Genomic DNA, 13,537 nt, shown 5'->3' on the forward strand with positions numbered 1-13,537 from the left:
GTGGGCTGCGCCCGGAGGGCGCGGAGCCGGCATTGTCGCAGAAGCCCGTGCGGCCGTCAGACGCGGGCGTTCACGCGCCTGGCCCAGCCTCGGGCATCAGAGCTCCTCCAGCATGCCGCGGACCTGCCGGGCCCGCATCGACAGCGCCTGGCGCGTGGCGTCGTCCATCCGCTCCAGCTGGCGGTAGGCCAGCGCCATGCGGGGATTGCGGCGCAGGGTGGCCCGATGCCGGTCCAGGAAGTCCCAGTACAGGGCATTGAACGGACAGGCGCTCGTGCCGGTGCGCAGACGGCGGTCGTACGGGCAACCGCTGCAGTAGTCGCTCATGCGATGCAGGTAGGCGCTGCCGCTGACGTAGGGCTTGCTGGCCAGCAGTCCGCCATCGGCGAACTGGCTCATTCCCAGCGTGTTGGGCAGTTCCACCCATTCCAGCGCATCGATGTACACCCCCAGGTACCAGCGATGCAGCGCCTGCGGGTCCAGTCCGGCCAGCAACGAGAAATTGCCGATCACCATCAGCCGCTGGATGTGGTGCGCATGCGCCTGCGCCAAGGACTGCCCGACGGCATCGGCCAGGCAGCGCATGCGCACGCGGCCGGTCCAGAACCAGTCCGGCAAGGGTGTGTCGTGGCCGAAATGATTGAGCGCCGCATAGCCGGGCATCTTCGCCCAATACACGCCGCGGACGTATTCGCGCCACCCCAGGATCTGGCGGATGAAGCCCTCCACCGCCGGCAGCGGCGCCTGCCCCGCGCGCCATGCCGCTTCGGCGCGTGCGATCACCTCGGCCGGGCGCAGCATCTTCGTATTCAGCGCGAACGAGAGCAGCGAATGGAACAGGCGCGGCGCCCGGGTACTCATCGCATCCTGGTACTGGCCGAACCAGGGCAATGCCTGTTCGACGAAGGCGTCCAGACAGGCCAGCGCCTCGTCGCGGTCCAGCGGCCAGCGCAGCGCATCGGTCTGCGGCGCACCGAAGCTGGCCACGCCTGCGGCTTCGATGGTGCGCCACAGGGCGCGGTGATCGTGTGGTCTGCGCCAGTCCGTCGGCGCGGGTGGCGCGCCGGCCCAGGCGGCCCGGTTGTCGTGGTCGAAGTTCCAGCGCCCGCCGGCCGGCGTGCCGTCGGGCTGGAGCAGCACGCCATGCCGGCGCCGCATGTGGCGGTAGAAGGTCTCCATGCGCCACTGCCGGCGCAAGCCGAACAGCCGGCCGGCTTCATCGCGTGCGGCCAGGAAATGCGCGTCCGCCGAGCGTTCCACCGCGATGGCGAGGGTTGCCGTCCAGTCGCGCAGCTGCGTGTCCAGTCGCCACTCGTCGGCCGGCTGGTAGGCGAACCTCGATGCGCCATGCAGCGTCAGCAGCGCGTCCAGGTTCTCCGTCAGCCGCTGGCGGTTGCCGGGGTGGTCGATGGCGAGGTAACGGACCCGGTGACCCTGCGCGCGCAGGCGGGCGGCGAACGCACGCATGGCCGCGAAGATCGCCAGGATCTTCTGTGCGTGGTGCAGCACGTAGTCGGTTTCCTGCCGCATCTCCATCATCACGTGCAGGACGCCGGGATCCACCCGCGCGAACCAGGGATGCTGCGGGTCCAGCTGGTCGCCGAGGATCAGGCGCAGCGTATGGGCCGGCTGCGCCCTGCGCCGGTCTTCGGGTGTCGTCACTTGCGGCGGCTCCGCTGGCGCCGACAGCGTTCCGAGCAATGCGCCACCTCATCCCAGACCCGGTGCCACTTGCGGCGCCAAACGAAGGGGCGCCCGCAGGTGCGGCAGGGCTTGCTGGGCAGGTCGGACTTGCGGCGCATGGTCGGGGTGGCAGTGATTTGCCGCTTCCTACGCGCCGGCCCCGCGCGCGGATGCGGCCCCGCGGTGGGCGATCAGCCGCTCGCCCACCGCGTGTACGGGTGGCTGGCCAGCGCCAGGTTGTAATAGCGCGGATCGTCGGTCACTTCGCTGCCCAGCCAGTCGGGACGTTCGAAGGGTTCGTCGGCATGGTCCAGTTCGATCTCGGCGACCACCAGGCCGGCGTTGTCGCCCAGGAACTCATCCACTTCCCACAGGTGGCCAGCGTGCCGGACCAAGTGCCTGCGCTTGTCCACCAACCCGCCCACGCACAGCGCCAGCAACGCACGCGCATCGTCCACCGGAATGCGGTAGTCGAATTCCTGGCGGGTATGGCCCAGCTCGCGCGATTTCAGGTTGAGGAACGCTTCGTCGCCCTGGATGCGTACCCGCACCGAGGCCTTCTGCTCGCCGCGATCCATCGCGCCCATGTCGTTGATGTAGCCCTGCGCCATGGGTACGACCGCATGCGCGGCCGCGCGCCAGCCGTCGCCGGCGACGAGGAATTTGCGTTCGATCTCGAGTGCCATGTGATTCGTGATGGGTGCGAACGGAATACGAACTTCGTGACCTGGAACAGTGCAGGATCCGCGCTTGCGAATCACCCATCACCATTCACACATCACGGCCTTTCAAACAGAGCGATCGATTCCACATGCGCCGTATGCGGGAACATGTCCATCACCCCCGCCGACACCAGCGCGTACCCCTGCTCGTTGACCAGATACCCGGCATCGCGGGCCAGCGAGCCGGGGTGGCAGCTGACGTACACGATGCGGTCGAACTGTTTCAACGGCAGCTGCTGCAGCACCTCGATGGCGCCCGAGCGCGGCGGATCCAGCAGCAGCTTGTCGAAGCCCTGACGCATCCACGGCGTGCCGCGCTGGTCCTGGGTCAGGTCGGCGGCATGGAACTGCGCGTTCGACAGGCCGTTGCGCTGCGCGTTCTCGCGGGCGCGTGCCACCAGCCCGGCGTCGCCTTCCACGCCCACGACCTCGCCCACCCGGCGCGCCATCGGCAGGGTGAAGTTGCCCAGGCCGCAGAACAGGTCCAGCACGCGGTCCTGCGGCCGTGGATCCAGCAGCTCGAACGTGCGCGCGATCATCTTCTCGTTCAGCGCGGCATTGACCTGGATGAAATCCAGCGGCCGGAACGCCAAGGACACGTCCCAGGGCGCCAGCGCGAACGCCAGCTCTGGCGCCTCGGGCCACAGCGGGTGGACGCTTTCCACGCCGCCCGGCTGCAGGAAGATGGCGAAGGCGCTGGCCTGGCCGAAGGCGACCAGCCTGGCGCGGTCGCCCTCGCTCAATGGCTGCAGGTGGCGGAACACCAGGGCGACGCCGCTGAAGTCGGCACCTGCGTCGCCGGCGATGAATTCGATCTGCGGGATGTGCTCGCGCGCGTCCAGGCTTTCGACCAGGGCGGCCAACTGCGCCACCTTGCCGCCGATCTGGGGAATGACCGTGTGGCATTCGGACAGGTCGGCGACGAAACGCGGATCCTGCTCGCGGAAACCCACCAGTGTCCGGTCCTTCTTGTTGACCCGACGCACCGAGAAACGCCCCTTCCGGCGGTAGCCCCAGCTGGCGCCGGTCAGCGGCGGCAGTACGCCCTTCGGCGACACATGGCCGATGCGCTCCAGGTTTTCCATCAGCACGCGCTGCTTGGCTTCGATCTGCCGCGCCTCGTCCATGTGCTGCAGGACGCAGCCGCCGCAGGTGCCGAAATGCGGGCAGCGCGGCGCCACGCGGTCGGGCGAGGCCTCCAGCACGTCCAGCGTCCTGGCCTCGTCGAAATGGCGGTTCTTCGCCGTCTGCTCGGCCATCACGCGCTCGCCCGGCAGCGCCCCCGACACGAACACCGCCTTGCCATCGCGGCGGGCGACGCCGCGGCCGTCATGGGTTAGGTCGGTGATGAGGGCTTCGAAGGGGGTCTTGTCGATGCGGGGAGAGCGGGTGCGTGCCACGTGGCGTCAGGCTGCGTGAGTCGAAAGGGGCGGTATTGTCGCACGGCGGTCCAACGCCACCCGGACGCTAGAATGGCCCCATCCGCAGGATGAACCCCCATGTCCCCCGCCCCCGGCACGATGCCCTCCCTCCTCCTGGTGGAAGACGACCGCATCAGCGCGGCCTTCCTGTCGGCGGCGCTGGCGGCACTGCCGGCCCGGGTCCAGGTGGCGGAGGATTGCGCACAGGCGCTGGCGGCGAGCGGCCCCTTCGACGCTTGGCTGATCGACGCCAACCTGCCCGATGGCAGCGGCACCTGGCTGCTGCAGCGCCTGCGTGCGACCGATGCCGCCGCATGTGCGCTGGCGCATACCGCCGACGCCACGGACGCCATGCGCGAGGCGCTGCTGCAGGCGGGTTTCGCGCAGGTCCTGGTCAAACCCCTGTCGGCGCAGGCGCTGGTGCGCGCCCTGCGCGCTGCCCTCGGCGGCGCGGACGGTGGGCCCGACGACGTTGCCGATTGGGATGACCGGGCGGCGCTGAAGGCGCTGGCCGGGAATGCGGAGCACGTGGCCAGCGTGCGGCAGTTGTTCCTGTCCGAACTGCCCACCACCCGTAGCGCCTGCCTGGCGGCCTTCGACCGCGGCGACCCTGCCGCGCTGCGCGCCCAGTTGCACCGGCTGCAGGCCAGCTGCGGCTTCGCGGGTGCGGCAGCCCTGGCGGTCATCGCCTCGCGCTGGCATGCCGCGCCGGCGGATGCGGCCCTGCGCGAGGCGTTCGCCATGGCCTGCGCGCGCCTGCTCACAGCCGTGCGCTGAGCCCTACCCGTCCGGCGGACCCGCGCGCTTCAGCCGGCCCAGGTCGCCGATCATCTCCCACGACTTCAGCCCGCGCGGGCCCAGGTGGTGCGCCAGCACGGAGCGCAGCGGCAGGCGCAGGCTGGCCAGGTCCTCCGCCGACGGTCGTGCATCGCCGGCCAGCGCAAGCAACGCCCGGCCGGTCGCGGCCCGGCTGCGCTCTTCGTGTCCGCGGTCGCTGAGCAGGCGGCGCGGCCCCTGCTCGGGATCCAGCCGGTAGCGTGCCGCGGGATCGATGGGAAAGCCTTCGGCGTCCTGGTCCAGCGCAAAGCCCACGCCCAGCGCCTCCAGCAGGTCGCGCTCGAAGCGTCGCAGCGTCCACGCCAGGCCCTCGCGCTGCCGCAGGCCCTCGCGCGCGTCCGCATAGGCCTCGAACAGTGCGGGAAGCGGATCGTGCCGTGGCGCCAGGCGCAGCACCAGTTCGTTGAGGTAGAACGCCGCCAGCATGGCGTCGCCGGCCGGCTGCGGCGCCGCATCCAGCGCCTCGGCCGCGACCAGGCGGCCGAGCTCGCCGCGCAGGTCGACGTCCAGCCGGATGCACTGCAGCGGCTGCAGCGCGGCGCGCAGCACATGCCGCTTCGGGCCCTGCACCCCGCGTGCGACCAGGCCGATGCGCCCGTGGTCGTTGCCCAGCACTTCCACCAGCAGGCTGGTCTCGCGCCAGGGACGCGCGTGCAGGACGAAGGCGGTCTCGCCCGTGATGCGCATCAGGGGTGCGCCACCCTATTCGTAGCCGAAGGCCTTCAACGCGGTCTCGTCGTCCGACCAGCCCTCGCGCACCCGCACCCAGGTCTCCAGGAAGACCTTGCGGCCGAACAGGTGCTCCATCTGCTGGCGCGACTTGCTGCCGATCTCCTTCAGGCGCGCTCCGCCCTTGCCGATCACGATGGCCTTCTGGCTTTCGCGTTCCACCCAGATCACCGCGCCGATGCGGGCCAGTTCGCCCTTCGGCGAATCCTCGGTGGTGAAGCGTTCGATCTCGACCGTGGTGGCGTAAGGCAGCTCGGCCCCCAACTGGCGCATCAACTGCTCGCGCACCAGTTCGGCGGCGAGGAAGCGCTCGCTGCGGTCGGTGATCTCGTCCTCGCCGAACGCGGGCGGCGCTTCCGGCAGCAGGCCCAGCACGTCCTTGACCAGGGCCTCCAGGCCATTGCGCTTGAGCGCGGAGACCGGATGCACCGCGGCGAATTCCCGCTCCTGGCCCACCTGGGCCAGGAACGGCAGCAGCGCGGCCTTGTCCTTCAGCCGGTCGACCTTGTTGACCACCAGCACCACCGGGATGCCGGCATCGCGCAATACGTTGTAGGCCAGGGTGTCTTCTTCGTCCCAACGGCCGGCTTCGACCACCATCAGCGCGGCGTCGACCTCCTCCAGCGCACCGCGCGCGGCCCGGTTCATCACCCGGCTCATCGCCGATGCCGAGAACTTGCCCTGCTGCTTGTGCAACCCGGGCGTGTCCACCAGCACGATCTGCCCGGCCGGCCGGTCCTTGCCGGCCGCGAACGTGGCGATGCCGAGCAGCCGGTGGCGGGTGGTCTGCGGGCGGTTGGAAGTGATGCTGACCTTGGCGCCCACCAGGGCGTTGGTCAGGGTGGACTTGCCCACGTTGGGGCGGCCGATCACGGCAACGCTGCCGCTGCGGTGGGAAGAGGAATCGCTCACCGGGGGGTACTCATTTCGAAATGTCGAGTTTCTCGAGCAAGGCCGCCGCGGCGGCCTGCTCGGCGTTGCGACGGGAGGTGCCTTCGCCATCCGCCGTCAGCGGCGGATCCAGCGTGGTGCACCGGGCCAGGAACTGCTTGGCATGGTCGTCGCCGCTCTCCAGCACCAGTTCGTAGAGGGGCAAGGGACGCTGGCGCCCCTGCAGCCATTCCTGCAGCCGCGTCTTGGCGTCCTTCTCGGGCCGCCCCACCGGCAGCGCCGCCAGCGAGGCCTCGAACCAGGGCAGCACCACGGCCCGGCAGGCCTCATAGCCACTGTCCAGGTAGATGGCCGCGACCACCGCTTCCAGCGCATCGGCCAGGATCGAATCGCGGCGGTGGCCGCCGGACTTCATTTCGCCCGGACCCATGGTCAGGCGCTCGCCCAACTGCAGCGCGCGCGCGATGGTGGCCAGCGACGCCTCGCGGACCAGTTCGGCGCGCGCCCGGGTCAGGGCACCTTCGTCCGCCTTGGGCCAGCGCTGGAACAAGGCCTCGGCGATCAGCAGGTTGACCACGCCGTCGCCCAGGAACTCCAACCGCTCGTTGTGCGGCGCACCCGCGCTGCGATGCGTCAGGGCCTGCGCAAGCAGGCCCTGGTCGACGAAGGCATGGCCGATGCGGTCAACCGCCAACTCCTTATTCCGGCGCGCGCCGCGTCAGCGGCTCGGACGCATCGAACTTGCCGACCACGTCCAGGTTGCCCACCAGGGGGCGACGCACTTCGTAGCTGACGCTCATCCTCCAGCCACCGTCCATGCGCTCGATCTTCACGTGGGAAGGCTTCACGCTCTCGGAGTAGTTGATGTAGAGCCGGCGGAAGAACAGGTCCTGGATCTTGGCCGGGTCCATGTCGGACACGCCGGGTTCGGCCGCCACGCCCTTGAGCGAGGATTTGACCGCGTAGAACTCCTGGTACATCGGGAACAGCCGCATGGCGATGAAGGCGGCAAAGCCCACCACCACCAGTACCAGCAGGAATCCCAACAACGTCATGCCACTCTGGTTTCGCTTCATCGTGCTTCCCCCGTGCTTGCCCCGTGGATGTCGGACCGCTTACTCGATGCCGTTGCCGATGCGCGAGGCATCGAAGCCATTCTTGCAGAACCAGCCCTGGCAGTTCAGCCAGACCAGGAACGCCTTGCCCCGCAGGTTCTGCTCCGGCAGGAAATGGTAGTCCCAGAAGCGCCCGTCCAGGCTGTTGTCCCGGTTGTCGCCCATCACGAAATAGTGGCCCGGCGGGACCACCCAGTCGCCCTCGCCGCCACCGGGCGGGGGCAGGCCCACGCTTTCCAGGATGGTGTGCGGGCGGCCGGGAAGGTCCTCGCGCAGCAGGGTGGCACCGAAGGCTTCGGCCCGCCCGTCGGGGCCGCCGTACTCGCCCAGGGTCTCGTACTTCAGCGGCTGGCCGTTCAGGTAGACGGTGTCGCCATGGAAGCCCACCTTGTCGCCGGGCAGGCCGATGACCCGCTTGATCCAGTTGTTCTCGGGGTCGTGCGGCGGCTTGAACACCACCACGTCGCCGCGCGCCGGCTCGCCGATGGCCAGGAACTTCTGGTTGGTGATCGGCAGGCGCAGGCCGTAGGAGAACTTGTTGACCAGGATGAAGTCGCCGATCAGCAGGTTGGGCATCATCGAGCTGGACGGGATCTTGTACGGCTCGGCGATGAAGCTGCGCAGCACCAGCACCACCGCCAGCACCGGGAAGAAGGCGCGCGAGTAGTCCACCAGCACCGGTTCCTCGTCCAGCAGCCCGCCTTTGGCCTTGCGGCGCTTGGCGAAGAACAGGGCATCCAGCAGCCATACCGCGCCGCTGCCCAGCGTGGCCACCACCAGCAACGTTTCGAACCAGGTCATCAAACTCATCGAGCGTCCTTTGGATTGCACGTGCCGGCCGGCGACGGCCCTGCCGCCGCCGGTCCCTGCACCGGATTACTTGCTGTCCACCTGCAGCACCGCCAGGAAGGCTTCCTGCGGAATCTCCACGCGGCCCACCTGCTTCATCCGCTTCTTGCCCTCTTTCTGCTTCTCGAGGAGCTTCTTCTTGCGGGTGATGTCGCCACCATAGCACTTGGCCAGCACGTTCTTGCGCATGGCCTTGACGGTGCTGCGCGCGATGATCTGCGAGCCCACCGCGGCCTGGATGGCCACGTCGAACATCTGCCGCGGGATGAGGTCCTTCATCTTCTCGCACAACTCGCGGCCGCGCCGGTCGGCGTGGCTGCGGTGCACGATCAGGCTGAGCGCGTCGACCTTGTCGCCATTGATCAGCGTGTCCAGGCGCACGAACGGACCGGGCTGGAAGCGCAGGAACGAATAGTCCAGCGACGCGTAGCCGCGGCTGACCGACTTCAGCTTGTCGAAGAAGTCCAGCACCACCTCGGCCATCGGCAGCTCGTAGCTGATCTGCACCTGGCTGGCCAGGTACTGGATGCCGATCTGCACGCCGCGCTTTTCCTCGCACAGCTTGATGATGGCGCCGATGTAGGCCTCCGGCGTCAGGATGTTCGCGCGGATGATGGGCTCGCGCACCTCGTCGATCAGGTTGGACTGCGGCAGTTTGGCCGGGTTGTCCAGCGAAAGTACCGTGCCATCGGTCTTGAGGACTTCATACACGACGGTCGGCGCCGTGGTGATCAGGTCCAGGTCGTACTCGCGTTCCAGGCGCTCCTGCACGATCTCCATGTGCAGCATGCCCAGGAAGCCGCAGCGGAAGCCGAAGCCCATGGCTTCCGAGCTTTCAGGTTCGAACCGCAGCGCGGCGTCGTTCAGGCGCAGCTTCTCCAGGGCCTCGCGCAGCGCCGGGTAGTCCTCGGCGTTGACCGGGAACAGGCCGGCGAACACGCGCGGCTGCATCTCCTGGAAGCCGGGCAGCGGGCCCGGTGCCGGGTCGCCGGCCAGGGTCAGCGTGTCGCCGACCGGCGCGCCGTGCACGTCCTTGATCGAGGCGGTGATCCAGCCCACCTCGCCCGCGCCGAGCTTCTTCAGCTCCTTGCGCTTGGGGGTGAACACGCCCACCTTGTCCACCTCGTGGGTGCGGCCGGTGGACATCACCAGGATCTTGCTCTTCGGGCCGATCTCGCCCTGCATCACGCGCACCAGCGAGACCACGCCCAGGTAGTTGTCGAACCACGAGTCGATGATCAGCGCCTGCAGCTTGTCGGTGTCGCGCGGCTGCGGCGGCGGGATGCGCTGGACGATCGCTTCCAGCACCAGGTCGACATTGAGGCCGGTCTTGGCGCTGACGGCGACGGCGTCGTCTGCGTCGATGCCGATGACGGCCTCGATCTCGGCCTTGGCGCGCTCGATGTCGGCCGTCGGCAGGTCGATCTTGTTGAGCACCGGCACCACTTCCAGGCCCTGCTCCACCGCGGTATAGCAGTTGGCGACGGACTGCGCTTCGACGCCCTGGGCGGCATCGACCACCAGCAGCGCGCCTTCGCAGGCGGCCAGCGAGCGGCTGACTTCGTAGCTGAAGTCGACGTGGCCGGGGGTGTCGATGAAGTTGAGCTGGTACACCTGCCCGTCCTTGGCCTTGTAAGGCAGGGACACGGACTGGGCCTTGATGGTGATGCCGCGCTCGCGCTCGATGGGATTGGAGTCGAGCACCTGCGCTTCCATCTCGCGGGCCTCGAGGCCGCCACAGAGCTGGATGATGCGGTCGGCCAGGGTCGACTTGCCGTGGTCGACGTGCGCGATGATGGAAAAGTTGCGGATGTTCCGCATGGAATCGGAGGACATGGGGGCGGCGGCCTGTGCCGTCGTCAGGAGAACGCGACATTATCGCACGGCCGGGCCGCGGCCTGTCTCACCCGTGGATGGGATGGGCCCGGGCCGCAGCGGCATCGCCTCGCTGGCGCGGGGCAATGCGCCGATGCCGGGGCGGGTCAGTCCTTTTCGACCGTCACCGCCACGAAGCGGGTCACCCCGCGGCTGCGCACCAGCAACATGACGGTGTCGCCGGGCTTGGCGGCCGCCAGCTCGCGGTCCAGTGCCGCCGGGCTGTTCACCTTGTTGCGCCCCACCTGCAGGATGACCATGCCCGGCGACAGGCCGGCCTCGCGCGCGGCGGCACTTTCCACCCGGCTGACCAGCACGCCGTCGCCGGACTCCAGGCCCAGGCGCTTGCGGCTGTCGGCGTCCAGCGGCTGCGTCTGGATGCCCAGCACGTTGCGCCCGGTGGGCGCGGCGGGGGCATCGGGCGCGGTCGGCAGGGCGCGCGCGGCGGTCTCGCCTTCGTCCAGTTCGCTCAGGGTGACGGCGACATCGCGCGACTTCCCGTCCCTCAGCAGCCCCAGCGTCACCTTGGTGCCGGGCGCCATGGCGCCGATGACGGGCGGAAGTTCGCTTGAATCGTTGATCGGCCGGCCGTTCACGGACCGGATGACATCGCCCGGGCCAATGCCGGCCTTCTCCGCCGGACTGCCGCTGACCACGTCGTTGACCAGCGCGCCGCGGTTGTCGGGAAGGCCGAAGCCCTTCACCGCGTCCGACGTGACCGCGCCCACCTGCACGCCCAACTGGCCGCGGCTCACGCGACCGGTGGACTTGAGCTGCTCCACCGCGCCCATCGCCAGGTCGATCGGGATGGCGAAGCTGATGCCCATGTAGCCGCCGGACACCGAGAAGATCTGCGAGTTGATGCCGACCACTTCACCGCGGGTATTGAGCAGCGGGCCGCCGGAATTGCCCTGGTTGATCGCCACGTCGGTCTGGATGAAGGGCACGTAGCGCTGCTCGGGCGACGCACTGCGGCCCACGGCGCTGACGATGCCCGCGGTCACCGAATGGTCCAGTCCCAGCGGCGAGCCGATGGCGACCACCCACTGGCCGGGCTTGAGCGCGGCGGAATTGCCGATGCGCACCGTAGGCAGGCCCTTGGCCTCCACTTTCAGCAGCGCCACGTCGTACTGCTGGTCGCTGCCGACCACCTTGGCGGTCAGCTCGCGGCGATCGGGCAGCGTCACCTTCACCTCATCCGCACCGTCGACCACGTGGTGGTTGGTCAGCACATAGCCATCGGCGGAAATGATGAAGCCCGAGCCCATCGAGGTCCCGCGCCGCTGGGGCCCCTGCTGGCCCGGGCCGGGCATCTGGAAGCCGGGCGGCAGCATGCGCCGGAATATCTCGGGGATATCCGCTTCCTCATCGCTGGCCTGCGCGCTGCGGCGCGACCCGACGGTGGCCTCCACGTTCACGACGCCCGGCCCCACCTGTTCCACCAACTGGGTGAAGTCCGGCAGGCCGGTCACCAGTTGCGGTGCGGCCGATTGCGCCACCGCGGGCGCGGCGGCCGCCACCGGCGCGGGCGCCTCGGCCTGCTGCGCACAGGCGGCCAGTGGCGTGGTCAGCATCAACACGGCCAGCAGGCCGTTACGGGCGTGAGGAGTCATCGAATGCATGCCTCGATAGAAAGGGAAACGGGGTTTGTGGGGGCACCCGGCGTGCGGCCGGGTGCCGGAATGTCATTCGCGTGGCGCGTCGGCGGGCACGGCCACCGGCGGGACGGACTGGGGACGCGGCTCGAACGGATAGAACGTCCGCGCGGCCGCATCGGCGCTGTATCCGGTGGTCAGCGCACCCGTGGCCGACGGATAGCCCGGCAGTGCGGAGCGCGGCCAGGGACGCGGGGCGACGACGGCGTCGTGCGCGCGGTGCGAGAACGGATCGCTGGCCGTTGGCATCGCGGTTGCGGCCAGCGCCGCCACCGCATCCGACGGCGCGCCCTGTGCGCCGACGCTGCCGTTCGCGCGCACCGGCGCATCCGCACGTGCCACGCGCTGGGCGCTGCGCGCTGCCTGCTGGCTGCGCGTGGCACTGCGGCGCGTGGCGTCCTGGCGGCGCGGTGCTGCGGCGGCCACGGCCACTGCAGCCGCCGCGTAGGCTTCGGCATCGGGCGCGGGACCGGCCGGCGATGCGGGCGCCGTCGCAGGCGCGCTGGCCTGCGTGGAAGCGACCTGGGCGCCGTCGCTGACCGGCACGTCCTGCGGCGATTGCTGGCGGGCCATGAACAAGGCGACCAGCGCCACCGAAGCCGCCAGCGCTCCCCCGCCCCAGCGGGCCAGCAGGTTGCGCGGACGCGCGGCCGGGGCCGCCAGTGCGGCCTGCGCTGCGTTCGACGCGGCCGCATCGCCGGCGATCGCCAGCGCCACGCGCTCGGCGAATCCGGCCGGCGCCGGCGCCTGGGCGTGGCCACGCAGCACGTCGCCGCACAGCTGCCAACGCTCCCAGCAGCCGGCCAGGTCGTGGTCGTGCTGCAGGCGGCGCAGCAGGAAGCGGGCCTGGTCGGCCAGCAACTCGCCGTCCATCAGGGCGGACAGCTGCTGGCGATGGTGGGTGTCGAGCTTGTCGATGGTGGGTGTCTCGTTGCGGGCAGTCATGAGCGGGCACGCTCCCGGGTTGCACTGTCGGTGTCCAGCAGGGGACGCAGTTGTTCGTCGATGGCCTCGCGCGCCCGGAAGATGCGCGAGCGCACCGTGCCGATCGGGCAATCCATCTTCTGCGCGATCTCCTCGTAACTGAGGCCTTCCACTTCGCGCAGGGTGATCGCGGTGCGCAGTTCTTCCGGCAGCCCGTCCACCGCCCTCATCACCGTGGCCTCCATCTCCTGGCGCATGAGTTCGCGCTCGGGGGTGTCGGTGTCGCGCAGCCGGGCGCCGATGTCGTACTGCTCGGCGTCGGCGGCATCCACGTCCGCGGTGGGCGGACGGCGGTTGTGCGCGACCAGGTGGTTCTTGGCGGTGTTCACGGCGATGCGGTGCAGCCACGTATAGAACTGGGAATCGCCCCGGAAATTGCCCAGCGCGCGGTAAGCGCGCAGGAACGTCTCCTGGGCCACGTCCTGGCACTCGCTCCAGTCATGGATGTAACGCCCGATCAGCGCCACCACGCGATGCTGGTACTTGCGCACCAGCAGGTCGAAGGCCGCGCTGTCGCCGCGTTGCACGCGCCTGACCAGCTCGAGGTCCAGCTCCTGGGTTGGATCTGTTTCGGCCATGCCGGGCCGCACTCCTGTCGGCTCGGCGGTGGCCGTGCCCTGTGACCGCGCTAGCGGGGAAAGTTCAACGCCTTGTCCAAACCGTTGCCCTATCAAGAATTTAACCGGAGCAGCGGGAACATCCCCCTGCCGCCGGTCACGCCCGTGACGACGTTCTCGTTGATATGTGGATTTGACGGGGATGAAACAACCTCGGGA

Annotated in this window: 14 protein-coding genes; 1 reads left to right on the top strand and 13 read right to left on the bottom strand. The window is 69.4% G+C overall.

The window, feature by feature from the left end; all coding sequences use genetic code 11:
* Positions 1–96: 96 nt before the first annotated feature.
* The 4 genes from MUU77_RS11490 to rlmD all read right to left on the bottom strand — a co-directional run bounded on the left by MUU77_RS11490 (position 97) and on the right by rlmD (position 3,805).
* The gene (locus tag MUU77_RS11490) at positions 97–1,662 is read right to left on the bottom strand and encodes a cryptochrome/photolyase family protein (RefSeq protein ID WP_245086917.1); all 1,566 of its coding nucleotides are present in this window, start codon (positions 1,660–1,662) and stop codon (positions 97–99) included.
* On the bottom strand, positions 1,659–1,802 hold the full coding sequence (locus tag MUU77_RS11495) for a DUF2256 domain-containing protein (RefSeq protein ID WP_245086919.1): 144 nt from the start codon (positions 1,800–1,802) through the stop codon (positions 1,659–1,661). Before MUU77_RS11495 ends, MUU77_RS11490 begins: the two co-directional genes overlap by 4 nt.
* A 72-nt stretch (positions 1,803–1,874) precedes the next feature.
* Positions 1,875–2,369, bottom strand: coding sequence for a CYTH domain-containing protein (locus MUU77_RS11500; RefSeq protein WP_245086921.1), 495 nt, complete (start codon positions 2,367–2,369; stop codon positions 1,875–1,877).
* A gap of 92 nt (positions 2,370–2,461) precedes the next feature.
* A complete protein-coding gene (gene rlmD / locus MUU77_RS11505; RefSeq protein WP_245086923.1) occupies positions 2,462–3,805 on the bottom strand; it encodes a 23S rRNA (uracil(1939)-C(5))-methyltransferase RlmD in 1,344 nt (447 codons plus the stop codon).
* 99 nt (positions 3,806–3,904) lie between these two features.
* Between rlmD and MUU77_RS11510 the strand changes: the two genes are divergently transcribed.
* On the top strand, positions 3,905–4,603 hold the full coding sequence (locus tag MUU77_RS11510) for a response regulator (protein ID WP_245086925.1): 699 nt from the start codon (positions 3,905–3,907) through the stop codon (positions 4,601–4,603).
* A gap of 3 nt (positions 4,604–4,606) precedes the next feature.
* Here MUU77_RS11510 and recO read toward each other — a convergent pair whose 3' ends face one another.
* The 9 genes from recO to rpoE form a co-directional block, all read right to left on the bottom strand.
* Positions 4,607–5,350 carry a DNA repair protein RecO gene (gene recO / locus MUU77_RS11515; protein ID WP_245086927.1) on the bottom strand — a complete coding sequence of 248 codons (744 nt, stop codon included), beginning with the start codon at positions 5,348–5,350 and terminating at the stop codon, positions 4,607–4,609.
* Positions 5,351–5,365: 15 nt separating this feature from the next.
* Complete coding sequence (gene era, locus MUU77_RS11520; protein ID WP_245086928.1) at positions 5,366–6,304, bottom strand: GTPase Era; 939 nt, start codon at positions 6,302–6,304, stop codon at positions 5,366–5,368.
* 10 nt (positions 6,305–6,314) lie between these two features.
* The gene (gene rnc / locus MUU77_RS11525) at positions 6,315–6,977 is read right to left on the bottom strand and encodes a ribonuclease III (RefSeq protein WP_245086930.1); all 663 of its coding nucleotides are present in this window, start codon (positions 6,975–6,977) and stop codon (positions 6,315–6,317) included.
* Between the two features lie 4 nt (positions 6,978–6,981).
* Entirely contained in the window at positions 6,982–7,359 is a 378-nt protein-coding gene (locus MUU77_RS11530) for a DUF4845 domain-containing protein (RefSeq protein WP_245086932.1), read from the bottom strand.
* A 39-nt stretch (positions 7,360–7,398) separates the two neighbouring features.
* Complete coding sequence (gene lepB, locus MUU77_RS11535) at positions 7,399–8,199, bottom strand: signal peptidase I (RefSeq protein ID WP_245086934.1); 801 nt, start codon at positions 8,197–8,199, stop codon at positions 7,399–7,401.
* Positions 8,200–8,274: 75 nt separating this feature from the next.
* Positions 8,275–10,083 carry a translation elongation factor 4 gene (gene lepA / locus MUU77_RS11540; RefSeq protein WP_245086936.1) on the bottom strand — a complete coding sequence of 603 codons (1,809 nt, stop codon included), beginning with the start codon at positions 10,081–10,083 and terminating at the stop codon, positions 8,275–8,277.
* 146 nt (positions 10,084–10,229) lie between these two features.
* The gene (locus MUU77_RS11545) at positions 10,230–11,735 is read right to left on the bottom strand and encodes a DegQ family serine endoprotease (RefSeq protein ID WP_245086938.1); all 1,506 of its coding nucleotides are present in this window, start codon (positions 11,733–11,735) and stop codon (positions 10,230–10,232) included.
* Positions 11,736–11,807: 72 nt separating this feature from the next.
* Complete coding sequence (locus MUU77_RS11550) at positions 11,808–12,722, bottom strand: sigma-E factor negative regulatory protein (protein WP_245086939.1); 915 nt, start codon at positions 12,720–12,722, stop codon at positions 11,808–11,810.
* Positions 12,719–13,339 (bottom strand): RNA polymerase sigma factor RpoE, encoded by a 621-nt coding sequence (rpoE, locus tag MUU77_RS11555; protein WP_245086942.1) that lies wholly within the window; start codon positions 13,337–13,339, stop codon positions 12,719–12,721. Before rpoE ends, MUU77_RS11550 begins: the two co-directional genes overlap by 4 nt.
* Between the last annotated feature and the right edge of the window lie 198 nt (positions 13,340–13,537).

The sequence above is a fragment of the Pseudoxanthomonas sp. F37 genome, assembly GCF_022965755.1.
Taxonomy (GTDB): Bacteria; Pseudomonadota; Gammaproteobacteria; order Xanthomonadales; family Xanthomonadaceae; genus Pseudoxanthomonas_A.